This is a genomic window from Pseudomonas monachiensis (assembly GCF_047345015.1).
Classification (GTDB): domain Bacteria; phylum Pseudomonadota; class Gammaproteobacteria; order Pseudomonadales; family Pseudomonadaceae; genus Aquipseudomonas; species Aquipseudomonas monachiensis.
In genome coordinates, this window is record NZ_CP178857.1 from 1,274,603 (window position 1) to 1,298,856 (window position 24,254).

Consider the following 24,254-nt stretch of genomic DNA (forward strand, 5'->3'; position numbering starts at 1 on the left):
GGACACAGGAGCTTTCAATATGATCGTTCTCACAAGGACCGTCTTGCCGGTTCTGCTACTTGGCAGCCTCTTGACCGGCTGCGCGACCCACAGCGATGGCACTGCCCCCCTCAATCAACGCACCTGGCCAATTTGCAGCCTCATCGGCGGCCTGGTCGGTGGTGGTCTGGGCGCAATCGAGAGTGGTGCCTGGGCCGCGGGCGGGGCAGCGCTGGGTATCTTGTCCGGCGGCTTGATCTGCTATGCCCAGGATGGCGACGAAGATGGAGACGGCGTTTTCGACCGACGCGACCGTTGCGCTGATACCCCTGCCAATACCCCGGTCGACCATCGGGGCTGCCCGGTGCCGCAATACCCGGACAGCGTCCAGGTCGAGCCTGCGCAATCCGAAGTCATTACTCTGAGCGATGTACTGTTTGTCTTCAATCAATCCGAGCTGACCCCGACAGCGAAGAGTCAACTGGATGCGTTGATGAGCAAGTTCGAGGATGCCGATGTGGTCAGCATCAAGGTGGTCGGCCATACCGACAGCGTCGGTTCGGATGCCTATAACCAGGCCTTGTCGGAGCGGCGTGCCAGCAGCGTGGCGGAATACCTGTTGAGCCAGGGCGTGGCGCCGAACAAAGTCACCAGCGAAGGCCGGGGTGAGAGCCAACCGATTGCCAGCAACGAAACCGAAGAAGGTCGTGCGAAAAACCGTCGCGTGGAACTGCATATAAACCGCTGAGCCAAGAGATAGAGCCGTCGGGCGACGGGTATGATCGCTACGACGGCCGTTTGGCGGCCTTCATGAAGATTTTTCCGTTGCCCTCTGGCTTATCCCGCGTGGAAGCCGTTACTGTGCGCGCAAACAATAATTCTCATCGGGGGCGCGTATGAACGTCATATGGGGACTGGGGCGGTTACTGACCTTGCTGTTCTGGGCGGTAGTGCTGGTCAATCTGCTCACACCGTTTGTCTTTCCGCTGCACCCGTTGGTCAACCTGGCCGGCGGCCTGTTGGGGTTCATCCATCTTCTGGAAGCGTTGCTGTGCTATCGCAGCCTTCGAGGTCGCGCCCATCCCTGGCTTGACCGCCTGAAGATCGTCATTTTCGGCGTATTCCACCTGCAAACCATTCCAGCTCCCAGCGCTTCGAAGGCTTCCCATGCGTAAACTCTGTCTGCTCGTCGCACTCATCAGCCCATTGGCCAGCGCACAGGTGGTGAGTGTCGAAACCAACTCGCTGATGCGCTTGCCCAACACCGCCAGCACCCTGCAACTGGAACGCCTGGTGGTGGCCGATTACGGCACCTTGCTGATTCCTTCGAACGTCACGGAAGTCACCGTGGGTGAATTGCATCTGGGGCGTGAAGCGCGCATTGCCATCGTGCCGGGGGAACAGGCGCTGGCGCTGAAGGTTCGTCGCGCTGATTTGTCCGAAGGCAGCCAGATCACCTCCCGTGGCTCACCCGGGACTTACCAGAAGGCCGCTCGATCCGGACGCAGCCTTGATTTGCAGATCAAGACACTGAACGCAGCGCAATTGAACGTTGATGCTCGCGGTGGTGCGGGCGCACCGGGGTTCATTGGCCTTGACGGGGCCAACGGCCAGGAACCGGGCTGCACCTGGGGGCAGGCGGGGCGCGGTGCCGATGGCAGTGATGGTAGCAATGGCCAGCCGGGAGCACCGGGGGCGCTGGTCAAGCTGGCAGTGCCGCACGACTTCCCGGCGGACCGGATCAAGGTTCAGGTGGCGGGCGGTGCCGGTGGCCTGGCCGGCCCTGGCGGCAAACCGGGGGCGGGTGGCAAGGCCAAGGGTTGCCTGATCTACAAGGCCGATGGCGGCAAGAGCGGTAAACCCGGGGCTGACGGGCAGCCCGGGCCGGAAGGGGCTGCGGGTTCGGTGACGGTTCAGCGCTTGTAAAACTTACCAGGCCCTCTGTGGCGAGAGGGCAATCCCCCCCTGCCACACCCGTCCGGCAGATTCAGAACATCGGCCGAGCCGCAGCAATCGCTACCAAGGCCAATCCCACCAACAGATTGATCCCCACCAACTTGCGGATCCGCCCCAGCACCGCTGCACCAACGGGCCAATCCTGCTCGGCCACGGCAGTGCGCAGCTCCGGCAGCATCAGCGCCTGAATCCGGATAAACAGCGCGGTCATCACCACATACAAGCCCATCATCACCTGCACATAACGTGGCGCAGTTTCAAAGCCACCGAAGTGCATGTGCAGCATGCCCACGCCGCTGACCGGCAACAGCACCACCGCCACCCAGACCCAGCGGAAAAATCCTTGAAACACTTCTACCCACAGCTTCAGCCGGGCAGGGCCTTCCAGTGCCGTCACCGCGGCGGGGCGCAGGACCATCCAGGCGAAAAACATGCCGCCGACCCAGACCAGGGCGGCCAGTACATGCAGGCTATAAATGAGGCTAAAAGGTGTCATTGGGTTACTCCGTTCTGCGCGGGATTCATTAGCGGGGTATGATAGCGACCAAACCGAACCACTGAAAATTTATCCAGCGTTTTTGCGCCCGACAATCCATGATCAGCACTGAACTCAAAACCACGATCCAGGGCGCCTACTCGCGTTTTCTCGAAGCCAAGAGCCTCAAGCCGCGTTATGGCCAACGCCTGATGATCGCCGAAGTCGCCAAGGTCCTGGGTGATATCGACACCGACGACGAAGGCCGGCGCAGTGGCGACCCCGCGATTGTCGCGGTGGAAGCTGGCACCGGTACCGGCAAGACCGTGGCCTACAGCCTGGCGGCGATTCCCACGGCGAAGGCCGCCGGCAAGCGCCTGGTGATCGCCACGGCCACCGTGGCCCTGCAGGAGCAGATCGTCTACAAGGACTTGCCTGACCTGATGCGCAACAGCGGGCTGAACTTCAGCTTCGCCCTGGCCAAGGGGCGCGGGCGCTACATGTGCCTGTCCAAGCTCGACATGTTGCTCCAGGAAGGCCACGCGCAGACCGCCACTGCTCAGTTGTTCGAAGAAGAAGGCTTCAAGATCGAGGTCGACGAGGCCAGCCAGAAGCTGTTCACCAGCATGATCGAGAAACTCGCCGGCAATAAGTGGGACGGCGACCGCGACAGTTGGTCCACCGCCCTGGAAGACGCCGACTGGGCGCGCCTGACCACCGACCACAGCCAGTGCACCAACCGTCATTGCCCGAACTTCGGCCAGTGCGCCTTCTACAAGGCCCGCGAAGGCATGGGCAAGGTCGACGTGATCGTCACCAACCACGACATGGTGCTGGCCGACCTCGCCCTGGGCGGCGGTGCCGTGCTGCCGGACCCGCGCGACACCATCTACGTGTTCGACGAAGGCCATCACCTGCCGGACAAGGCCATCGGCCACTTCGCCCATTACACGCGCCTGCGCTCCACCGCCGACTGGCTGGAGACCACCGCCAAGAACCTCACCAAGCTTCTGGCCCAGCACCCGCTGCCGGGGGACCTGGGCAAGTTGATCGAGCAGGTGCCGGAGCTGGCGCGGGAGATCAAGACCCAGCAGCAGTTCATGTTCACCGCCTGCGAGCAGATCGCCGACTTCAAGCCCGGCGAAGACGTCGAAGGCCGCGAGCGCCCGCGTCACCGATTCGTCGGCGGGGTGATCCCCGAGCACATGCGTGAAATGGGCATCGAACTGAAGAAGGGTTTCGCGCGGCTGACCGATCTGTTCACCCGCCTGACCGAGTTGCTCAAAGAAGGCATGGATGGCGAGGTCAACATTGGCATCGCCAGCAACCAGGCCGAGGAGTGGTATCCGCTATTCGGTAGTCTGTTGTCGCGTTCTTCCGGCAACTGGGAATTGTGGACTGCCTTCACCGTCGAGGACCCGGAAGACAACCCGCCGATGGCCCGCTGGCTGACCCTGGCCGAAAGCGGTTCGCTGTTCGACATCGAGGTCAACGCAAGCCCCATCCTCGCGGCGGAAATGCTTCGCCGCAACCTGTGGAACGTGGCGTATGGCTGCCTGGTGACGTCGGCGACCCTGACGGCCCTCGGCACCTTCGACCGCTTCCGCATGCGCGCCGGCCTGCCGAAAAAAGCCGTGACGGCCGTGGTGCCAAGCCCCTTCCATCACGCTGACGCCGGTGTGCTACGGGTGCCGAACCTGAACGCCGATCCCCGTGATGCAGCGGCGCATACCGCCGCGATCATTCGTGACCTGCCTGAATTGGTCGAAGGCTCGCGGGGCACGCTGGTGCTGTTTTCTTCGCGTAAACAGATGCAGGACGTGTTCGACGGCCTCGACCGCGACTGGCGCAAGCAAGTGTTCATCCAGGGCAACCTGTCGAAACAGGAAACCCTCAACAAGCACAAGGCGCGGGTCGATGGTGGGGATTCCAGCGTGTTGTTCGGCCTGGCGAGCTTCGCCGAAGGGGTCGACTTGCCCGGTGCCTATTGCGAGCACGTGGTCATTGCCAAGATTCCATTCTCGGTACCCGATGATCCGGTCGAAGCAGCGCTGGCCGAGTGGATCGAAGCCCGGGGCGGCAATCCGTTCATGGAAATCTCCGTGCCGGATGCCTCGCTGAAGCTGGTCCAGGCCTGCGGTCGCTTGCTGCGCACCGAAGAAGACCGCGGCACTATCACCTTGCTCGACCGGCGCCTGGTGACCCAGCGCTATGGCAAAGCCATCCTCAATGCGTTGCCGCCGTTCCGTCGAGAAATTTCCTGAAGCACCGGTGGGCAGTTTTGCCCGCCGCGTTGTCTATCTCTCTGCCATCGCTTTTCCACTGGCCCATTGAAGGTCGTTAGGGAGAATTTCGTTCTCATGATTTGCCGTTCGTTGCCTGCTGTTTTTGCCCTGATGTTCGCAACACCGCTGTTGGCCGCCCCCGCCGGCCAGCAGACGCTGTTCAACTTCGTGCGCCCCGCCGACGTGGTCCAGGTGGCGACTCAGGACGCCAGCCTGCCGCAATCCAACGCCGAGCAAACCCCCGAAGGCGAAGTGCTGCGCCGGGTGACGTTCAACCCGGTCGCCCGGCCGACGTTGCGCCTGACCCCGCAAACCGGCGCCTGGGACTGGTCGCAGTCGGGCGTCATGAGCCTGCGGATCCAGAGCGCGATGGACTGGGCCTTGACCCTGTACGTGACCATCCAGAGCAACGACGGCAAGACACTGGTCAGTCGCGTCGATCTGCCGGCGGGGCCTGCGCAAACCCTGTTGGTGCCTTTGCAAGCGACATCACCGCTGAGCCTGGGCATGAAGGCTGGCCCGCCTATGCCGATGACCGTTGAGGGGCAGCGAGTGTTGCTGGCCAGCAGCGCCGGTGAGCTGGATCGCAGCCAGGTGGTGTCGGTGAGCCTGTCGATGGACCAGCCCAAAGCCGCGCAAAGCATCCTGCTGGAACGCTTTGGTGTGCAGGACGGCGGGTCGGTCACCCAGGCCGTTTATGGCGGTTTGGTGGATGCTTACGGTCAGTCGACCCGGGCCAGATGGCCGGAAAAAGTCAGCAGCGACGAACAACTGAAAAGCGCCGCCAGCAAGGAGCAGCAACAACTGAAAACCTGGCTGGCCGAGCGCGAAAAGTCCTCCCTGGACAAGTTCGGTGGATTGACCAAAGGCCCGTCCTTCAAGGCCAGTGGCTTTTTCCGCACCGAAAAGCGCGACGGACGCTGGTATCTGGTGACACCGCAGGGCCATCCGTTTTATTCGCTCGGGGTTAACACCGTCGCTGCAGACGTCAACCCGACCTACGTTGCCGGTCGTGAATGGATGTTCGAATCCCTGCCCAAAGCAGATGACGCACTCGCCAGCCACTATGGCGAAGGTGACAACCGTGGCGGCAATGGTGCCGATCAAGGGCGTGGCTACAATGCCGGTCGCTGGTACGACTTCTACGGTGCCAACCTGCAGCGCCTGTATGGCGATCCGTGCGCGGAGGGTAGCGATACCAAGGCCGGTGTCGCCGCGGCGGCCAAAGCCGATGCGATTGAAGCGACAGCGACCAAGGCGGCGGAACAACCCGTTGTTCCTGCAACCGCCGAGTCTGGCATCGCCGAAGCGGCCAAGACTGAAGCCACGGTGGCGGATGCCACCGAGCAAAAACCTGCCGAACCGTGCAAGGCGCTGTTCGACGAGCAGCGCTGGGCCAGTCACACCCTTGATCGCTTGCAGGCCTGGGGCTTCAACACCATCGGCAACTGGAGCGTACCCGTACTGGGCGACGCTGATCGCGTGCCGTACACCTTGCCGCTGTCGATCGTCGGCGACTACGCCAGCATCAGCACCGGCACCGACTGGTGGGGCGGCATGCCCGACCCGTTCGACCCGCGTTTCGCCATGGCCACCGAGCGTGCAGTGGCGATTGCTGCCCGCGACCATCGTGACGATCCTTGGCTGATCGGTTACTACGCCGACAACGAACTGGCCTGGGCCGGTCCAGGCGATGACCCGAAAGCCCGTTATGCCCTGGCCTACGGCACCTTGAAAATGACCACCGACGTGCCGGCCAAGCGCGCATTCCTCAAGCAACTGCGTGACAAGTACCGCAATCAGGCGGGCCTGTCGAAGGCCTGGGGCATTGAGCTGCCAGCCTGGGAACTGATGGAGGATCCGGGGTTCGTACCGCCGCTCCCGAGCGCCGAGCACCCGGAAATCGAAGCCGACTTCAAATACTTCCAGAAGGTCTTTGCCGACACTTACTTCAAGACCATCTCCGACTCACTCAAGTGGCACGCGCCGAACCAGTTGCTGCTCGGCGGCCGCTTCGCGATCAGCACACCGGAAGCCGTGGAGTCCTGCGCCCAGTACTGCGACGTGTTGAGTTTCAACATGTACACCCTGCAACCCCAGGATGGTTACGACTTCGCCAAGCTGCGCAGTCTCGACAAACCGGTGCTGATCACCGAGTTCAATTTCGGTTCGGCCGATCGTGGCCCGTTCTGGGGCGGCGTTACGCCGTTGGCGAAGGAGGAAGACCGCGGTCCGGCGTACGCCAACTTCCTCAAGCAGGCATTGAGCGAGCCGTCGATTGTCGGCGTGCATTGGTTCCAGTACCTCGATCAACCTGTAACCGGACGCCTGCTTGACGGTGAAAACGGTCACTTCGGGTTGGTGGGCATCACTGATCTACCGTTCCAGGGTTTTGTCGACAGTGTTCGCAAGAGCAACCTGGCGACAGTCGAGCAACTGGGCAAAGAGGCCGAGAAGGCTGCAACCGCCGCCGACAAAGCCAGCCACGACGCCGAGGGCGGCCGCAAGGCCGAGGCCGGCAAGGGGCCGGGGAAAGGCGCGGGTGGGCACTCCGGCAAAGGCCATTAATCGCTGAAACCGTGTCATCGTTCTTCGCGAGCAGGCTCGCTCTCACTTTGGAATGCATTCTCCTGTGGGAGCGAGCCTGCTCGCGAAGGCGTCATTGGCATCACCACTGCATTTCAAGTTGATGGCAGGGCGACCGCCCGGCCCAACCCTGTTCCCAAAACCCTCAAGGGCTGGAACAATGCCGACCACTTTGTAGAGCGTTAATCCGGGGAGTTGCGGGTGCAGATTCAGGGTCATTACGAGCTTAAGTTCGAAGCGGTGCGAGAGGCGTTCGCGGCGCTGTTCGACGATCCCCAGGAGCGTGGCGCCGCGTTGTGCATCCAGGTCGGTGGCGAAACCGTTGTCGATCTGTGGGCCGGCACTGCCGACAAGGACGGGGCCGAGGCCTGGCATAGCGACACCATCGCCAACCTGTTCTCCTGCACCAAGACCTTTACCGCCGTCACCGCGCTGCAGCTGGTGGCCGAAGGCAAGCTGCAACTGGATGCCCCGGTTGCGCGCTACTGGCCTGAATTCGCCGCAGCGGGCAAAGCGTCCGTCACCCTGCGTCAACTGCTCTGCCATCAGGCCGGTCTACCGGCATTGCGCGAGTTGTTGGCCCCCGAAGCCCTTTACGACTGGCAAACCATGGTCGACGCCCTGGCCGCCGAAACGCCGTGGTGGACGCCGGGCGAAGGCCACGGTTACGCGGCGATCACCTATGGCTGGCTGATCGGCGAATTGCTGCGCCGTGCCGACAGTCGCGGGCCGGGTGAATCCATCGTCGCGCGGGTCGCCAAACCGTTGGGCCTGGACTTCCATGTGGGCCTGGCCGACGAAGAGTTCCATCGCGTGGCCCACATTGCGCGGGGCAAGGGCAATGTCGGCGATGCCGCGGCCCAGCGCCTGCTGCAAGTGACCATGCGTGAGCCAACGGCCATGACGACCCGGGCGTTCACTAACCCGCCGTCGATTATGACCAGCACCAACAAACCCGAGTGGCGACGCATGCAACAGCCGGCCGCCAATGGTCATGGCAATGCCCGCAGCCTGGCCGGATTCTACGCCGGCCTGCTGGACGGCAGCCTGCTGGAAAGCGAAATGCTCGATGAATTGACTCGCGAGCACAGCCTCGGCGAGGACAAGACTTTACTGACCCGGACCCGTTTCGGCCTGGGTTGCATGCTTGATCAACCGGATGTTGCCAATGCCACTTTCGGCCTTGGCCCGCGGGCGTTTGGTCATCCGGGTGCCGGCGGCTCCATCGGTTTTGCCGATCCGGAGCACGATGTGGCTTTCGGATTTGTGACAAATACCCTGGGGCCGTACGTCTTGATGGACCCGCGCGCGCAAAAGCTGGTGCGGGTTCTGGCCACTTGTCTGTAAAAGCGGCTATCGGGTTCCAGGGCTGGAACCCGATAACCTTTTCAGTTTCAAACCGTCTGCTTCTACCGGCCAATGTGGCCTGATTTTTTTGACTTCATTTTTGTGGATATCCAATGTCATCCAATAAAACCCTCGCTTTGGCCCTGTGCTTCGCTATTACCGGTTGCGCACAGACTCCACAGAAAGACGCGACGGCACCTGTCGCCAAGACTGAAAGCGGCAGCCACTGGTACTGGCCGTTCGGTTCCGACGACAGCGCCGGCAAGCCCGTGGCCAAGCCGGAGGTGAAGCCCGCAGTCAAACCCGTTGCGGCGGCCAAGGCTGAAACCGATAGCGGTAGCAAGTGGTGGTGGCCGTTCGGCGGTAGCGAGCAGAGTACAGCCAAAGTTGTGCCGATGCCTGACCCGAAAGTCACCCAGGCCTGGCTTGACGACTACGAACCGCGACTGCGCGAGGCGGTCAAGGGCAGCAACATGCAACTCGAGCGCCGCGAAAACGTGCTGGTGGTGACTGCGCCGGTCGAAGGCTCGTTCAACCCGGATCGTCCGGCCATGCTGCTGCCGGTCACACTCGGTCCGTTCACCCGCGTTGCCAAGATCCTTGAAGCCGATCCAAAGACCGCTGTGTTGATCCTCGGCCACAGCGATACGTCCGGCGCGGCGCCGGCCAACGTCAAGCTGAGCCAGGAGCGTGCCCAGTCCGTTGCGGCGATTTTCCGTCTCAGTGGTTTGCAGCGTGATCGCCTGATGCTGCGTGGCCTGGGCGGTGACGCGCCGCGTGCCGCCAATGACAGCGTGCAAGGGCGTGCGTTGAACCGTCGCGTGGAACTGCTGGTGACCCCGCAAAACACCATGGTCGCGCTGCTGAGCAAGTACAATATGCCGGCTCCGGCACCTGTGACCATGGTCGCTGCCGCGGACGCCAAGCCGGTCGCAAAACCTGTGACACCGGCCCCTGCGACTAAAAAGGCTGCTGTTCCAGCGACGAAAAAAGCGCCCGCGAAAAAAGCGTCGGCCAAGAAAGCACCGGCGAAAACCGCAACGCCGGCAAAAAAGACCACACCAGCCAAAGCCTCCACGGCTGACAAGAAAGTCGTCGCCACTGATACTGCAAAGCAGTGATTCGTTAACCAAAAGGAATGCGCCATGACCCAGGGCCTGGCTGATATGCGTCGTGACTACACCCGTGATGGCCTGACCGAGGCACAAGCCCCGGCCGAGCCGTTCGCACTGTTCCACCAGTGGTTCGCCGACGCGGTGAAAACCGAGCAGGCACCGGTGGAAGCCAACGCCATGACCCTGGCCACCGTTGACCAGGACGGTCGACCGCACTGTCGCATTCTGTTGCTCAAGGGCCTGGACGAGCAGGGCTTCACCTTTTTCACCAACTACGAAAGCGCCAAGGGCCAGCATCTGGCCGCGAATCCGTTCGCGGCCATGACGTTCTTCTGGCCGGCGCTGGAGCGCCAGGTGCGTATCGAAGGACGGGTGGTGAAGGTGACGCCTGAGGAGTCCGACGCCTATTATCAGGTCCGTCCGCTGGGCAGTCGCCTGGGGGCCTGGGCGTCACCGCAGAGCCGGGTGATCGCCGGTCGTGGCGAACTCGAAGCGCTGCTCAAGAATACCGAGCAACGTTTCAGCGACACCCAGCCCCATTGCCCGGAACACTGGGGCGGTTATCGCCTGCTGCCGGAACGCATCGAATTCTGGCAGGGCCGCCCAAGCCGCCTGCACGACCGCCTCAATTACCGCCAGCAGGGCGCCGACTGGATTCTTGAACGTCTGGCACCCTGAGCAGTCTACCGATCGGGATAGCCTGCCGCAGCGGCCTCCAGCCACTTCGGCAGGTCTCGACGCTTGATCTTCTGCGCCCGGGCACTCGCCAGTCGTTCGAGCATGAAGGCTTTTTTCTGCTCGTCCTTGCCCGCCAGCGCTAGCGCCAGGTCGCGGTCCATCCAGCGTTTGATCCGCACGTACAGCCACCAATGGAAGTACAAACCGGCAACAGTCGTGACGACGATGATAAAGTAGTCCATTGAAATCCTTGGCCAGTGGGGCAGTTTTCAGAGTTTGCCGCTACTGTGTGAGTTCGTGGAGGCGCCTTAACGGAGCCTGAATCAAAACAATTTTACCCGGGCGATGCCGTGACAGGCGTCAAGCCGCGGAGTTTAATGAACAACTGTTTCTTTGGAGTTGATGCTATGCGTAAGTCTGTCCTGCTGGTTGCTTCCTTTTCCACGATGGCGATGTTGCTCACTGGTTGCCAATCGAGCCTGACCGGTGACTCCTACTCCCGTGACGAGGCGCGTCGGGTGCAGACCGTTCGCATGGGCACCATCGAAGCATTGCGCCCGGTGAAAATCGAAGGCACCAAGACCCCGATCGGCGGCGCTGCAGGCGCAGTGGTCGGTGGCGTTGGCGGCAGCTCCATCGGTGGCGGCAAGGGCAGTATTGTTGCGGCGGTCATTGGCGCAGTCGCCGGCGGCCTGATCGGTTCGGCCGCGGAAGAAGGCCTGACCCGCACCCAGGGTGTGGAAATCACCGTGCGCGAAGACGATGGCAGCATGCGCGCCTACGTACAGGAAGTTCAGCCGAACGAAGTGTTCCGTGTTGGCGAGCGTGTGCGCATCGCAAGTGTGAATGGCACCAGCCGCGTTTCGCACTAAACGCAAACACTGGATAAACAAAAAACCCGATCAGGTGACTGATCGGGTTTTTTGTTTTGCGGCTCAGGCGAGTCTTGATTGGCGCCAGGGTTTATTGCGGTTTATCAGGAGGCCAGCGCACTGTTCTTGCGGCTCGCCATCGCCGTCACCACATAACCGATCAGCGCCGCCAGAATCGAACCGGTCAAGATCCCCATGCGGTCCATCCCGGCGAAATCACTCACGCCCGGCTCGAAGGCCAGCGAGCCGACAAAGAGGCTCATCGTGAAACCAATGCCACAGAGAATCGCCACGCCCAGTATCTGACCCCAATTGGCGCCTTGGGGCAGGGCGGCGATACCGGTTTTCACCGCCAGCCAGGTCAGGCCGAAGACGCCGACGGTCTTACCCAACAGCAACCCGATGGCGATGCCCATGGGGACGTGGTGAGTGAAGCTTTCAACGGTGACACCGCTCAGGGACAGGCCGGCATTGGCAAAGGCGAACAGTGGCAGGATGCCGTAGGCCACCCACGGATGCAGGGCGTGTTCCAGGGCCAGCAATGGCGAAGGCTCGGCATTTTTCGTGCGCAGCGGAATGCAGAAGGCCAGGGTCACGCCGGCCAGCGTGGCGTGGACACCGCTCTTGAGCACGCAGACCCAGAGGATCAAGCCAATGATCATGTACGGCCCGAGCTTGACCACGCCGAGCCGGTTCATCCCGATCAGCGCCGCAATACAGGTCGCGGCCAGCGCCAGGGACAGGGTCGACAGCGCGCCGGAGTAGAAAATCGCAATGATGATGATCGCGCCGAGGTCGTCGATGATCGCCAGGGTCATCAGGAACAGTTTCAGCGATACCGGAACCCGTTTGCCCAGCAGCGCCAGCACGCCAAGGGCGAAGGCGATGTCGGTGGCGGTCGGGATTGCCCAGCCGTTGAGGGCCGCTGGCGTGTCGCGATTGAGGTACCAGTAGATCAGCGCCGGCACCACCATGCCACCAATGGCGGCGGCACCGGGCAGGACGATTTGCGACGGTTTGGACAACTGGCCGTCGAGGACTTCGCGCTTCACTTCCAGGCCGATCAGCAGGAAGAACAGCGCCATCAGGCCGTCGTTGATCCAGAGCAACGCCGGTTTGGCGATTTTCAGCGCGCCGATCTGGGCCACCACGGGAGTGTCCAGCAGGCCGTTGTACAGCCACGACAGCGGCGAGTTGTTGATAATCAGAGCCAGAACGGCAGCGGCGATCAGTAACAGACCGCTGGCAGCTTCCAACTGAAAGAAACGCGTGAAAGTGCTACGCAGAGGCAAGGTCGCTCTCCATCTGTGAATTCAAAAGGTGTTACACCCTAACAAGTACTGTTAGTTGTTAAAACAAAAGTTATATTCTTTTTTGTTATATGTCGTTACAGACTGATCCCTCAGCATCGACCTGAGCCTAGCAGTTGCCGGGCGTATTGGATTTCAGCTGTACCTGTGCCGGACGCGGGTTTTTTCCTAAGCTTGTTGGATGAGCCTTTTCAAAAGGCCGACTCCTGCCCGATACAACGAGAAAACCATCATGAGCGACAACCGACAGTGGTCCCGCGAAGCGATCCGGATCATCGAAGCCGATTTCCAGCGCAGCGCCGACACCCACTTGATCCCCTTGCCGCTGCCGGGTTTTCCAGGCATCGAGTTGTACTTCAAGGATGAGTCCAGCCACCCCACGGGTAGCCTCAAGCATCGCCTGGCCCGTTCGCTGTTCCTGTATGCGCTGTGTAACGGCTGGCTCAAGCCCGGTGCGCCGGTCATTGAAGCTTCCAGCGGTTCCACGGCGATTTCCGAAGCGTACTTCGCGCGTATGCTGGGCTTGCCGTTCATTGCGGTGATGCCGGCGACCACGTCCAAGGAAAAGATCGCGCAGATCGCCTTCTACGGTGGTCAAAGCCACCTGGTGGACGATCCGACCCGGATCTATGCGGAGTCCGAGCGTCTGGCTCGAGAACATGATGGACACTTCATCGACCAGTTCACCTACGCCGAGCGCGCCACCGACTGGCGGGCGAACAACAACATTGCCGAGTCGATCTTTCAGCAGATGCGTTTCGAGCAGCATCCCGAGCCGAGCTGGTTGATTTCCAGCCCCGGAACCGGCGGCACCACGGCCACCCTGGGCCGATATGTGCGTTATCGCCAGTATGGCACCCGCGTACTGTGTGCCGATGCCGAGCGTTCGGTGTTCTTCGATTACTACCAGACCGGCGATGCCAGCCTGCGACTGGACCACGGCTCGCGTATCGAAGGCATCGGCCGGCCACGCGTGGAAGCGTCGTTTCTGCCCAAGGTGATCGACGCGATGGTCAAGGTGCCGGATGCCTTGTCACTTGCGGCCATGCACTACCTGGCGGAGCGTCTGGGACGGCATGTGGGTGGGTCGAGCGGGACCAACCTGATCGGCGCACTGATGGCCGCCCAGCACATGAACGCAGCGGGGGAGACGGGCTCGATGGTGGCGATTCTGTGTGACAGCGGCGAGCGCTACGCCACGACCTATTACGATCAGGACTGGCTCAAGGCTCAGGGGTATGAGTTGAGCGGTTTGGTGGCTGTTGTGGCGGCGACGGTGGAGCGGGGGGAGCCGTTGCCGGCGAGCGTGCTGCGCGCCAATATCTGACACAAATGAAAAGATCGCAGCCTTCGGCAGCTCCTACAGGAGATGGTGTAAATCCTGTAGGAGCTGCCGAAGGCTGCGATCTTTTACTTTAAACCTTAAGCCTCCAGGCCAAGGATATCCCGAGCCACAGCCTCGGCAATGCGAATCCCGTCAACACCCGCCGACAGAATCCCGCCCGCATAACCGGCGCCTTCACCGGCCGGGAACAAGCCCTTCACGTTCAGGCTCTGCAACGACTCGTTACGGGTAATGCGCAACGGCGAGGAAGTGCGGGTCTCGATGCCGGTCAGCACTGCGTCGTGCAGCGAGTAACCACGAATCTGCTTCTCGAACGCCGGCAAGGCTTCGCGAATCGCTTCGATGGCGAATGCCGGCAGCGCCAGCGCCAGATCACCCAGGGCTACGCCCGGCTTGTAGGACGGCTCGACGCTGCCCAGTTCGGTGGACGGTTTGCCCGCGATAAAATCGCCGACCAGTTGCGCCGGGGCTTCGTAGTTGCTGCCGCCGAGCACGAATGCGTGGGATTCCAGGCGTTCCTGCAACTCGATACCGGCCAGCGGGCCGCCCGGATAATCGACTTCCGGGGTGATGCCGACGACGATACCGGAGTTGGCATTGCGCTCGTTACGCGAGTACTGGCTCATGCCGTTGGTGACCACGCGGTTCGGCTCGGACGTCGCCGCCACCACGGTGCCGCCCGGGCACATGCAGAAGCTGTAGACCGAACGGCCGTTCTTGGCGTGGTGCACCAGTTTGTAGTCGGCGGCGCCCAGTTTCGGGTGGCCGGCGTACTTGCCCAGGCGCGCACGGTCGATCAACGACTGGGGGTGCTCGATGCGGAAACCCACCGAGAACGGCTTGGCTTCCATGAACACGCCACGGCCGTGGAGCATGCGGAAGGTGTCGCGGGCGCTGTGGCCGAGGGCGAGGATCACGTGTCTGGAGTGGATCTGCTCACCGCCATTGAGTTCGACGCCGACCAGTTGGCCGTCTTCGATCAACACATCGGTGACACGCTGCTGGAAGCGCACTTCGCCGCCCAGGGCGCGAATCTGCTCACGCATGTTTTCCACAACGCCAGTCAGGCGGAACGTACCGATGTGCGGCTTGCTGACGTAGAGGATTTCTTCCGGGGCACCGGCCTTGACGAATTCGTGCAGGACTTTACGGCCGAGGAATTTCGGGTCCTTGATCTGGCTGTAGAGCTTGCCGTCGGAGAACGTCCCCGCGCCGCCTTCACCGAACTGCACGTTGGATTCCGGGTTGAGCACGCTTTTGCGCCACAGGCCCCAGGTGTCCTTGGTGCGCTGGCGTACTTCGGTGCCGCGCTCGAGGATGATCGGCTTGAAGCCCATTTGTGCGAGCAACAACCCGGCGAAAATCCCGCACGGGCCGAAGCCGACAACGATCGGCCGCGCGCTCAGGTCGGCTGGTGCCTGGCCGACTTCTTTGTAGCTGACATCCGGCGCCACGCTGACGTTACGGTCATCGGCAAACTTGTGCAGTACCGCCGCCTCATCGCGAACTTCAAGGTCGATGGTGTAGATGAAGCACAGTTCGGAGGACTTTTTGCGCGCATCGTAGCTGCGCTTGAACAAGGTGAAATCGAGCAGGTCATCGCTGGCAAGCCCTAAGCGCTGCACGATGGCAGGGCGCAGGTCTTCTTCGGGATGGTCGATCGGCAACTTGAGTTCGGTGATTCGTAACATGGCGGGATCCGGTTCGCGGGGCGCACAACTGCGCCAGGGCGTTTGAAGCCCGCGATTATAAGCCTCAAAGGCGCAGGCCCGTGAGGCTTAAACGATCAGTCGTCGCGCGATCCGCCGAAATACCCGCAGCCGCGCTGCACCTGACCGTCGATGCGCAGTTCGGCGCTCATGTGCTGGATGCTGCCGGTACTGCTGTCGACGCAACGTTGCGGTGCAACCCACAGTTCGATGTGCTGGTTGTTGGCTTCGGTACTGAGGTTGAAACGGCCATCGCCCAGTTGCTCCTCGACGTAAGGCACGGCCAGCGGCGGCTGGCCGGCCCGGTCGAGGACCATGCCTTTGCCGCTGACTTTCACGCTCCACTGCGGGGTGTGGCCGGCGGCGCGCAGGATCAGCAGCTTGAAATTCGGATCGTCGCACGCGTTGCCCGAGCGCTCGACGCGGTACAACTGCTCCAGATCGAGCTGGCCGTCACCACCGCTGCCGGCCACAACCCGCCCGCGCACGTCGGCAAACAGCTTGCCCTGCTTGTCCGCCAGGTTTGCGGCCTGCTGCAGGACGCTGGTACCGCCCGTGTCGTTGACCACGTAGCGGTTTGTCTGGTTGCACGGCTGGAACAGCAGTTTGCCGTCCGCCGCGGTCAACTGGCCTTGCATGCGTGTCTGGCCGACATGGGAGGCGTTCTGCCGCTCACCCTCGAACAACTGGCAAGCGGCGAACAGCGGAAGCAGGGCAACGAGGACTAAGGAACGGGCAACACGCATCTTGGGGTCTCCTGACAAGTGCCGCCACGTTACTCAGCCTGACCGTTCATCACAACCCGTTATCGTCTCCACTTTGTATTGGCGCGGAAGGATCGCAGCCTTCGGCAGCTCCTACGGAATACGCGCACGCCTCTGTAGGAGCTGGCGCAGCCTGCGATCTTTTGCTTTTCAGATGTGAAAGGTCTGACCTGTTTGCAGGCCTTCCACGCTTTTGGCGTAGGCCAAAGCCACATCCGCCGCAGGAACCGGCTTGAAGCCACGAAAATACGGCGCGTATTTGCCCATGGCTTCGACCAGGACATTCGGGCTGATCGAATTCACACGCAGGCCGCGGGGCAGTTCGATGGCGGCGGCGCGGACGAAGCTGTCCAGCGCACCGTTGACCAGTGCTGCCGAGGCACCGCTGTAGATCGGATCGTGGCTGAGCACGCCGGTGGTGAAGGTGAACGAGGCACCGTCATTGGCGAACTCGCGGCCAATCAGCAGCAGATTGACCTGGCCCATGAGCTTGTCTTTCAGGCCCAGGGCAAAGCTTTCTTCTGTCATCTCGTTGAGCGGTGCGAAGGTCACGTTGCCGGCGGCACACACCAGTGCATCGAATTTGCCGGTCTGCTCGAACAGTTTGCGAATCGAGGCGCTGTCACTGATGTCCACTTGAAAGTCGCCGCTGGTGCGACCGATGCGGATGATTTCGTGACGTTGCGACAGTTCCCTGTCGACGGCCGAACCGATGGTGCCATTTGCGCCGATCAAAAGAATTTTCATGGGGGGGATCCTCGTGTGGGTTGAACGAGGTTTCAGTTTAGGGTGGTTTTTTCTCCGGATAAGCGCACTAATAGGCAACCTTTGGTTTTCAAATGGAAACAATCCATGAGCGAGATGGATGACTTGGCGGCGTTCGCGGTATTGATCGAAGCGGGGAGTTTTACCCTGGCGGCGCAGCAGCTCGGTTGCAGCAAAGGCCAGCTGTCCAAGCGCATCAGCCAGTTGGAAGCGCAGTTTTCCGTGGTGTTGTTGCAACGCACCACCCGCCGCTTGAGCCTGACCGCCGCCGGTGCTGCGTTGTTGCCCCAGGCCCAGGCGCTGGTGGTGCAAGTCGAGCGGGCCCGCCAGGCCCTGGCGCGTCTGAAGGACGACATGGCCGGCCCGGTGCGGATGACGGTACCGGTGTCGCTCGGGGAAACCTTCTTCGATGGCCTGTTGCTGGAGTTCTCTGCCAAGTATCCCCAGGTACAGATCGAGTTGGAGCTCAACAACAGTTACCGAGAACTGTCCCGCGACGGCTTCGATCTGGCGATTCGTTCCGACGTGGCCATTGACCAGCGACTGGTGGCGCGTCCACTGCTGGCGTGGCAAGAACTGACCTGTGCCAGCCCGGCCTATCTGGAACAATACGGTGAACCGCAAACCCCCCAGGCGCTGGCCGAACATCGCTGCCTGCTCAACAGCCATTACAGCGGTCGCGAAGAATGGCTGTATCACCAGCAGCACGAGTTATTGCGGGTGCGGGTGTCGGGGCCGTTCGCCAGCAACCACTACAACCTGTTGAAGAAAGCCGCACTGGTCGGCGCCGGTATTGCGCGCTTGCCGTCCTACTGTTTGCCAACGGAACTGGCCGACGGGCGTTTGCGATGGCTCCTGCGCGATTATCAGACCCGCAGCATGCCGATGTACCTGGTGCATCCGTATCAGGGCGGATTGCCCAAGCGCACGCAGGTGCTGGCGGATTATCTGATCGGGTGGTTCAAGCGCAGTGGGGAGGTGCTGGATCGGCTTTGAACCATCACACGGACCCTGTAGGAGCCGCCGAAGGCTGCGATCTTTTGACTTTGGTTTTTTAAGATCAAAAGATCGCAGCCTTCGGCAGCTCCTACACCGATCTCATTCGCAGGCATAAAAAACGGCCCGCAAAGGCCGTTTTTTTGTTTACCGCAATGGCTCAACCACCGAGGTACGCTTCGCGCACTTTCGGGTCGGTCAGCAGGGCTTCACCGGTGCCTTGCATCACCACCCGGCCGTTCTCCAGAACGTAGGCACGGTCAGCGATTTTCAGCGCCTGGTTGGCGTTCTGCTCGACCAGGAACACCGTCACACCGTCCTTGCGCAGCTGTTCGATGATGTCGAAGATCTGCTGGATGATGATCGGTGCCAGGCCCAGGGAAGGCTCGTCGAGCAGCAACAGCTTGGGCTTGCTCATCAGCGCACGGCCGATGGCGAGCATTTGCTGTTCGCCGCCGGACATGGTGCCGCCGCGCTGGTTGAAGCGCTCTTTCAGGCGTGGGAAAAGTCCGAGAACCTTGTCCATCTGTTCCTGATAGTCGCCCTTGGCGGTGAAGAAACCGCCCATGGACAGGTTTTCTTCCACGGTCAGGCGGGAAAACACCCGGCGACCTTCCGGCACAACCGCGATGCTCTTGCGCATGATCTGCGAGGAGTCCTGGCCGACCAGTTCCTCACCCATGTAGCGGATGCTGCCGCTGTGGGCGCGCGGCGAACCGCAAAGCGTCATCAGCAGCGTGGACTTGCCGGCACCGTTGGCGCCGATCAGGGTCACGATCTCGCCCTGGCGGACTTCGACGTTGACGCTGTGCAGGGCCTGGATCTTGCCGTAGAAGGTGGAAACGTTTTCGAACTGCAGCATTTACGCTTCCCCCAGGTAGGCTTTGATCACTTCAGGATTGTCGCGGATCTGTTCCGGCGTGCCGTTGGCCAGGGGCGTGCCCTGGTTGATCACGACGATGTGGTCGGAAATGCTCATGACCAGCTTCATGTCGTGTTCGATCAGCAGCACGGTGACGTTGTGCTCTTCACGCAGCATGCTGATCAGCGCCTTGAGGTCTTCGGTTTCCTTCGGGTTCAGGCCGGCGGCCGGTTCGTCGAGCATGAGGATGCGCGGGCGGGTCATCATGCAGCGGGCGATTTCCAGGCGACGTTGCTGACCGTAGGCCAGGGTGCCGGCCGGACGGTTGGCGAACTCGCGCAGGTTGACCTTGTCCAGCCAGTACTCGGCGTATTCCATGGCCTCGCGCTCGCTCTTGCGGAACGACGGGGTCTTGAACAGTCCGGACAGGAAGTTGGTGTTCAGGTGACGATGCTGGGCGATCAGCAGGTTCTCGACCGCCGTCATGTCCTTGAACAACCGCACGTTCTGGAAGGTGCGCACCACGCCCTTGAGGGCGATCTTGTGGCCGGGCAGGCCTTCGATCGCCTCGCCGTCGAGCAGGATGCTGCCGCCGCTCGGCTTGTAGAAGCCGGTCAGGCAGTTGAACACGGTGGTCTTGCCGGCGCCGTTGGGGCCGATCAGCGCAACCACTTGTTTCTCTTTCACGCTCAAGGCAACGCCGTTGACCGCCAGCAAGCCGCCGAAGCGCATGCTCAGGTTTTCTACTTTGAGGATCTCGCGGCTCATTTGCGCAGCTCCATGTGAGGACGTTGCATGGGCAGCAGACCCTGAGGGCGCCAGATCATCATCAGTACCATCAAGGCACCGAACATCAACATGCGGTACTCACTGAACTCACGCATCATTTCCGGCAGCAGGATCATCACCACGGCAGCGAGGATCACGCCCAGTTGCGAGCCCATGCCACCCAGCACCACGATGGCGAGGATGATCGCCGACTCGATGAAGGTGAAGGACTCCGGCGTCACCAGGCCTTGACGGGCAGCGAAGAAGCTACCGGCAAAACCGGCGAAACTCGCACCCAGGGTGAAGGCCGACAGTTTGATGATGGTCGGGTTCAGGCCCAATGCGCGGCAGGCAATTTCGTCTTCACGCAACGCTTCCCAGGCACGGCCCAGGGGCATGCGCAGCAAGCGGTTGATGACGAACAGCGCACCCAGGGCAAGCAACAGCGCAACCAGGTAGAGGAAGATCACCTTATTGATCGAGTTGTATTCCAGGCCGAAATACTCATGGAAGGTCTGCATGCCTTCCGCGGCCTTGCGTTCGAAGGTCAGGCCGAAGAACGTCGGTTTCTCGATGTTGCTGATGCCGTTCGGACCGCCAGTGAGGCCGGTCAGGTTACGCAGGAACAGACGGATGATTTCACCGAAGCCCAGGGTCACGATCGCCAGGTAGTCGCCACGCAAGCGCAGCACCGGGAAACCGAGCAGGAAGCCGAAGGTGGCTGACATCAGGCCGGCGATCGGCAGGCAGATCCAGAAGCTCAGGCCGTAGTAGTGCGACAGCAGCGCGTAGCTATAGGCGCCGACGGCATAGAACCCGACGTAACCGAGGTCGAGCAGACCGGCCAGGCCGACCACGATGTTCAGGCCGAGGCCGAGCATCACGTAGATCAGCACCAGCGTGGCGATGTCCACCGCACCGCGAGAGCCGAAGAACGGCCAGACCAGGGCACCGGCGATCAGCGCGATGATGATCCAGCGCTGAGTGGTCGGCAGGGTCAGGAAGTTGCTGGCCTTGGCCGGGATCAGCGGCATGCTCGGCGAAGAGCGCCAGGCCGAGCTGATCTGCTGGTCGAATAGCACACGCAGGAACATCAGTACCGAGCACACCGCGATGGTGATCAGGGTGGCGTCGCTGGTGCCATGAACTTCGAGGTTGATGCCGACGATGGTCAGCTTCAGACCGAGTACCGGGTAGGCCACGGCCCACACCAGCAAGGCACTGAACAGTGCCTGTTTAAGATTCCTAGTCATACCTTCTCAACCTCCGGACGGCCCAGCAGGCCGGTTGGCCGGAACAACAACACCAGGACCAGCAGACCGAACGCCACGACGTCCTTGTACTGGTCGCCGAAGATATCGGCACCAAAGGCTTCCGCCACGCCAAGTACCAGCCCGCCGAGCATGGCGCCCGGAATACTGCCGATACCGCCCAGCACGGCTGCGGTGAAGGCCTTGAGGCCAACCAGGAAACCGGCGTTCGGGTTGATCACGCCGTATTGCATGCTCAGGAGCACGGCGGCAATGGCTGCCAGTGCCGCACCGATGACGAAGGTCAGGGCGATGATGTTGTTGGTGTTGATACCCAGCAGGTTGGCCATCTTGATGTCCTCGGCGCAGGCGCGGCAGGCGCGACCCAGGCGAGAGCGGGAGATGAACAGGGTCAGGCCGAGCATGGCGACCAGGGTCACCACGAACACCACGATTTGCATGTAGGAAATCAGCACTTCATGTGCGCCACCTGGCCCAAAGGCAAAGTTGCCCGGAATCAGGTTGGGGATGGATTTGTCCTTGGAGTCTTGCGCCAGCAGAACGGTGTTCTGCAGGAAGATCGACATGCCGATGGCGGAGATCAGCGGGATCAGACGGTTGCTGCCGCGCAAGGGGCGGTAGGCGATCCGTTCGATGCTGTAGCCGTAGGCACTGGTTACAACGATGGTGGCGAGAAAAGCGGCGGTCATCAACAGCGGCACGCTGTCGAGTCCCAGCATGGCCAGCCCGGCGATGGCGATGAACGCCACGTAGGAACCGATCATGTACACCTCGCCGTGGGCGAAGTTGATCATTCCAATGATGCCGTAGACCATCGTATAGCCGATGGCGATCAGGGCATACGTGCTGCCAATGGTCAGACCATTAACCAGCTGTTGGAAGAAGTGATAGATGTCAGGCATTACAGCGCTCCTAAAAACCTGATACGCATTTCACTGGTGGAGTCATTTTCCCGCCCGAGCCCCGTGGATCTGCATCCACTTCGAATCCGGGGTTTGCCAGCGAACCGCTGATGACGGTTTTGAGATTTTCAGGTGGGGAGACTGGCGGATCACGCCAGCGCGGCCCAGATACGTTCGTAAAACAAAGCCCACGGCACGCCGTGGGCTTTGTTGGCAGTCAGTCAGGCAATGCCTTACTGAGGCTTGGCTTCAGTTTTTGGTTTGCCGAAGTGCCACTCGTAAACCACGAATTTGAAGTCTTTCAGGTCGCCTTTTTCGTCGAAGCTCAGGTCGCCGGTAGGCGTCTTGAAGGTGCCGGCGTGGATGGCTTCAGCCACTTTGGCGGAGTCTTCGGACTTGGCAGCCTTGATGCCGTCGGCGATCACGGTCACAGCCGAGTAGGCCGGGAACACGAACGGACCGCTCGGATCTTCTTTCTTGGCTTTGAACGCATCAGCCAGGGCAACGTTGGCCGGATCCTGGTCGAAGGATTTCGGCAGGGTCACCAGCAGGCCTTCGGAAGCGTCCTTGGCGATCTGCGAAATGGAGTCGTTACCCACGCCTTCCGGACCCATGAACCTGGCTTTCAGGCCTTTTTCCTGGGATTGACGCAGGATCAGGCCCAGCTCCGGGTGGTAGCCGCCGTAGTAGACGAAGTCGACGTTGGCTTGCTTGAGCTTGGAGATCATCGACGAGAAGTCTTTGTCGCCGGCGTTGACGCCTTCGAACACGGCGACTTTCACGCCTTTGCCTTCCAGGGTTTTCTTCACGGCGGTGGCGATGCCTTCACCGTATTGCTGTTTGTCGTGCAGAACAGCAACGATCTTCGGTTTTACGAAGTCGGCAATGTAGTTACCGGCGGCAGGGCCCTGGGCGCTGTCCAGACCGATGGTGCGGAACACCATTTTGTAACCACGGGCGGTGATGTCCGGGCTGGTGGCAGCCGGGGTGATCATGATCACGCCTTCGTCTTCGTAGATGTCCGAAGCCGGTTGAGTGGAGCTGGAGCACAGGTGACCGACTACGAACTTGACGCCGTCGTTGACGACCTTGTTCGCGACTGCCACAGCTTGTTTCGGATCACAGGCGTCATCGTATTCAACGGCTTCGAGTTTCTTGCCGTCCACGCCGCCCTTGGCGTTGATTTGCTCGATGGCCATTTTGGCGCCACTGAACTGCATGTCGCCGTATTGGGCTACAGGGCCGGTCTTGGGGCCGGCGATGCCGATCTTGATGGTGTCAGCTGCGAACGAATGGCTGGCAACCCCGGCCAGAACCATAGCGGCAAACAGTTTGGAAATCTGCTTAGTAGCCTTAGTCATAGTGCTCCACTCTTACTGTTGTAGTTTTTATAGTCCTGGCGCCGAAAGCAGCAGAACCGGGTCAGATATCTGCGACATTCCCCGGAAAAGTCCCTCGGCAACTGTACCGGTACAGTGTAGAGCGCCGATTGTCAGCCTGGGAAGGCAGCGCCGGGGGACAAAACCTGCAAGTGTCGCTTTATTGAAAGTAAAAGACAGAATTGCGGCGGGGTGTTGAGGGGCTTATAGCCATATTCAGTGCATTCCCTGGCTTTCCTGCGCTTTTCATTTCGGTCACTCAATTGCATCCGGGTTTTTCTGCCAGACCACCGACGTTATCATCTACGTCGATTTCTTTTCCGGACAGTCCCATGAATCAAGAACCTAGCACCCTCTATGCCAAGCTGCTTGGTGAAACCGCATCTATTACCTGGAAAGAGCTGGAGCCGTTCTTCGCCAAGGGTGCCCTATTGTGGGTCGATCCTGGCCTGGATCTGATCGCCGCCGCCGAGGCCGTGGCCCAGGATGAAGGGGAGAAAGTGGCTGCCTGGCTGGCCGCTGACAAGGTCGCCAAGCTGTCTGAAACGCGGGCGCTGGATCTTTTTGAGCGTGATCCGCAGTTGTGGGCCGTGGTTGTTTCGCCGTGGATTCTGATCCAGGAAAGAGCGCAGGTATAAAAGGCCGCACCTGATTGGTGCGCTTCTTTCGGAGGGAAAAGTGTGTAGCCGAGTAGCGTGATGGCATGTTGCCGTAGAGAAAGGCCACAGCCTCACGGTGACGTAAACGTAACGGGAACAGTTGGGAGGGCAGCTGAACGTCTGCTCAATTGTTTCTGAATGTTGGATAAAAGATCAAAAGATCAGATCAAAAGATCGCAGCCTTCGGCAGCTCCTACAAAGGCGCGCTGCGGTGTCATGTGAACCGCAGCC

At 61.1% G+C, this 24,254-nt stretch carries 23 protein-coding genes; 12 read left to right on the plus strand and 11 right to left on the minus strand.

The window, feature by feature from the left end; translation table 11 throughout:
- Positions 1 to 19 precede the first annotated feature (19 nt).
- The 3 genes from ACMDB8_RS05620 to ACMDB8_RS05630 all read left to right on the plus strand — a co-directional run bounded on the left by ACMDB8_RS05620 (position 20) and on the right by ACMDB8_RS05630 (position 1,905).
- The gene (locus tag ACMDB8_RS05620; protein WP_056720855.1) at positions 20 to 727 is read left to right on the plus strand and encodes an OmpA family protein; all 708 of its coding nucleotides are present in this window, start codon (positions 20 to 22) and stop codon (positions 725 to 727) included.
- Positions 728 to 875: 148 nt separating this feature from the next.
- Positions 876 to 1,154, plus strand: coding sequence for a DUF1145 domain-containing protein (locus ACMDB8_RS05625; protein WP_056720853.1), 279 nt, complete (start codon positions 876 to 878; stop codon positions 1,152 to 1,154).
- Positions 1,147 to 1,905, plus strand: a complete 759-nt coding sequence (locus tag ACMDB8_RS05630) for a collagen-like triple helix repeat-containing protein (protein WP_056720851.1) — start codon at positions 1,147 to 1,149, stop codon at positions 1,903 to 1,905. The genes ACMDB8_RS05625 and ACMDB8_RS05630 overlap by 8 nt, the downstream gene beginning before the upstream one ends.
- A gap of 61 nt (positions 1,906 to 1,966) precedes the next feature.
- Here the strand turns inward: ACMDB8_RS05630 and ACMDB8_RS05635 are convergent, their stop codons facing one another.
- A complete protein-coding gene (locus ACMDB8_RS05635; RefSeq protein ID WP_056720849.1) occupies positions 1,967 to 2,431 on the minus strand; it encodes a CopD family protein in 465 nt (154 codons plus the stop codon).
- 98 nt (positions 2,432 to 2,529) lie between these two features.
- Between ACMDB8_RS05635 and dinG the strand changes: the two genes are divergently transcribed.
- From dinG to pdxH, 5 genes are all read left to right on the plus strand, one after another.
- A complete protein-coding gene (dinG, locus tag ACMDB8_RS05640; protein ID WP_007992389.1) occupies positions 2,530 to 4,674 on the plus strand; it encodes an ATP-dependent DNA helicase DinG in 2,145 nt (714 codons plus the stop codon).
- A gap of 96 nt (positions 4,675 to 4,770) precedes the next feature.
- On the plus strand, positions 4,771 to 7,263 hold the full coding sequence (locus tag ACMDB8_RS05645; protein ID WP_223541663.1) for a beta-galactosidase: 2,493 nt from the start codon (positions 4,771 to 4,773) through the stop codon (positions 7,261 to 7,263).
- A gap of 219 nt (positions 7,264 to 7,482) precedes the next feature.
- Complete coding sequence (locus ACMDB8_RS05650) at positions 7,483 to 8,628, plus strand: serine hydrolase domain-containing protein (protein WP_223541662.1); 1,146 nt, start codon at positions 7,483 to 7,485, stop codon at positions 8,626 to 8,628.
- A gap of 113 nt (positions 8,629 to 8,741) precedes the next feature.
- A complete protein-coding gene (locus ACMDB8_RS05655; RefSeq protein WP_056720843.1) occupies positions 8,742 to 9,749 on the plus strand; it encodes an OmpA family protein in 1,008 nt (335 codons plus the stop codon).
- A gap of 24 nt (positions 9,750 to 9,773) precedes the next feature.
- Positions 9,774 to 10,421 (plus strand): pyridoxamine 5'-phosphate oxidase, encoded by a 648-nt coding sequence (gene pdxH / locus ACMDB8_RS05660; RefSeq protein ID WP_056720842.1) that lies wholly within the window; start codon positions 9,774 to 9,776, stop codon positions 10,419 to 10,421.
- 5 nt (positions 10,422 to 10,426) lie between these two features.
- Here pdxH and ACMDB8_RS05665 read toward each other — a convergent pair whose 3' ends face one another.
- Positions 10,427 to 10,663, minus strand: coding sequence for a hypothetical protein (locus ACMDB8_RS05665; RefSeq protein WP_056720840.1), 237 nt, complete (start codon positions 10,661 to 10,663; stop codon positions 10,427 to 10,429).
- A 165-nt stretch (positions 10,664 to 10,828) separates the two neighbouring features.
- On the opposite strand from ACMDB8_RS05665, the gene ACMDB8_RS05670 reads away from it, so the two are divergent.
- Positions 10,829 to 11,293 (plus strand): glycine zipper 2TM domain-containing protein, encoded by a 465-nt coding sequence (locus ACMDB8_RS05670; protein WP_056720838.1) that lies wholly within the window; start codon positions 10,829 to 10,831, stop codon positions 11,291 to 11,293.
- Between the two features lie 104 nt (positions 11,294 to 11,397).
- On the opposite strand, the gene nhaA is transcribed toward ACMDB8_RS05670, so the two are convergent.
- Positions 11,398 to 12,585: a Na+/H+ antiporter NhaA gene (gene nhaA, locus ACMDB8_RS05675; protein ID WP_056720836.1), complete on the minus strand. Its 1,188-nt coding sequence runs from the start codon at positions 12,583 to 12,585 to the stop codon at positions 11,398 to 11,400.
- A gap of 247 nt (positions 12,586 to 12,832) precedes the next feature.
- Here nhaA and ACMDB8_RS05680 point away from each other — a divergent pair, with 247 nt between their 5' ends.
- The gene (locus ACMDB8_RS05680) at positions 12,833 to 13,930 is read left to right on the plus strand and encodes a PLP-dependent cysteine synthase family protein (RefSeq protein WP_177336453.1); all 1,098 of its coding nucleotides are present in this window, start codon (positions 12,833 to 12,835) and stop codon (positions 13,928 to 13,930) included.
- Positions 13,931 to 14,025: 95 nt separating this feature from the next.
- On the opposite strand, the gene ACMDB8_RS05685 is transcribed toward ACMDB8_RS05680, so the two are convergent.
- From ACMDB8_RS05685 to ACMDB8_RS05695, 3 genes are all read right to left on the minus strand, one after another.
- Positions 14,026 to 15,639, minus strand: a complete 1,614-nt coding sequence (locus tag ACMDB8_RS05685) for an NAD(P)/FAD-dependent oxidoreductase (RefSeq protein WP_056720832.1) — start codon at positions 15,637 to 15,639, stop codon at positions 14,026 to 14,028.
- A 95-nt stretch (positions 15,640 to 15,734) separates the two neighbouring features.
- Positions 15,735 to 16,403 carry a COG3650 family protein gene (locus ACMDB8_RS05690; RefSeq protein WP_056720830.1) on the minus strand — a complete coding sequence of 223 codons (669 nt, stop codon included), beginning with the start codon at positions 16,401 to 16,403 and terminating at the stop codon, positions 15,735 to 15,737.
- Between the two features lie 168 nt (positions 16,404 to 16,571).
- Positions 16,572 to 17,168 (minus strand): short chain dehydrogenase, encoded by a 597-nt coding sequence (locus ACMDB8_RS05695; protein WP_056720829.1) that lies wholly within the window; start codon positions 17,166 to 17,168, stop codon positions 16,572 to 16,574.
- Between the two features lie 105 nt (positions 17,169 to 17,273).
- Between ACMDB8_RS05695 and ACMDB8_RS05700 the strand changes: the two genes are divergently transcribed.
- The gene (locus ACMDB8_RS05700) at positions 17,274 to 18,182 is read left to right on the plus strand and encodes a LysR family transcriptional regulator (RefSeq protein ID WP_046041267.1); all 909 of its coding nucleotides are present in this window, start codon (positions 17,274 to 17,276) and stop codon (positions 18,180 to 18,182) included.
- 160 nt (positions 18,183 to 18,342) lie between these two features.
- Here the strand turns inward: ACMDB8_RS05700 and ACMDB8_RS05705 are convergent, their stop codons facing one another.
- From ACMDB8_RS05705 to ACMDB8_RS05725, 5 genes are all read right to left on the minus strand, one after another.
- The gene (locus ACMDB8_RS05705) at positions 18,343 to 19,044 is read right to left on the minus strand and encodes an ABC transporter ATP-binding protein (RefSeq protein ID WP_015093834.1); all 702 of its coding nucleotides are present in this window, start codon (positions 19,042 to 19,044) and stop codon (positions 18,343 to 18,345) included.
- The gene (livG, locus tag ACMDB8_RS05710) at positions 19,045 to 19,812 is read right to left on the minus strand and encodes a high-affinity branched-chain amino acid ABC transporter ATP-binding protein LivG (protein WP_056720826.1); all 768 of its coding nucleotides are present in this window, start codon (positions 19,810 to 19,812) and stop codon (positions 19,045 to 19,047) included.
- A complete protein-coding gene (locus tag ACMDB8_RS05715; RefSeq protein ID WP_056720824.1) occupies positions 19,809 to 21,065 on the minus strand; it encodes a high-affinity branched-chain amino acid ABC transporter permease LivM in 1,257 nt (418 codons plus the stop codon). The genes livG and ACMDB8_RS05715 overlap by 4 nt, the downstream gene beginning before the upstream one ends.
- A complete protein-coding gene (gene livH / locus ACMDB8_RS05720) occupies positions 21,062 to 21,985 on the minus strand; it encodes a high-affinity branched-chain amino acid ABC transporter permease LivH (RefSeq protein ID WP_007947264.1) in 924 nt (307 codons plus the stop codon). Before livH ends, ACMDB8_RS05715 begins: the two co-directional genes overlap by 4 nt.
- A gap of 233 nt (positions 21,986 to 22,218) precedes the next feature.
- Positions 22,219 to 23,346 (minus strand): branched-chain amino acid ABC transporter substrate-binding protein, encoded by a 1,128-nt coding sequence (locus ACMDB8_RS05725; protein ID WP_056720823.1) that lies wholly within the window; start codon positions 23,344 to 23,346, stop codon positions 22,219 to 22,221.
- A 350-nt stretch (positions 23,347 to 23,696) separates the two neighbouring features.
- Between ACMDB8_RS05725 and ACMDB8_RS05730 the strand changes: the two genes are divergently transcribed.
- On the plus strand, positions 23,697 to 24,002 hold the full coding sequence (locus ACMDB8_RS05730; protein ID WP_056720820.1) for a DUF2288 domain-containing protein: 306 nt from the start codon (positions 23,697 to 23,699) through the stop codon (positions 24,000 to 24,002).
- Positions 24,003 to 24,254 lie beyond the last annotated feature (252 nt).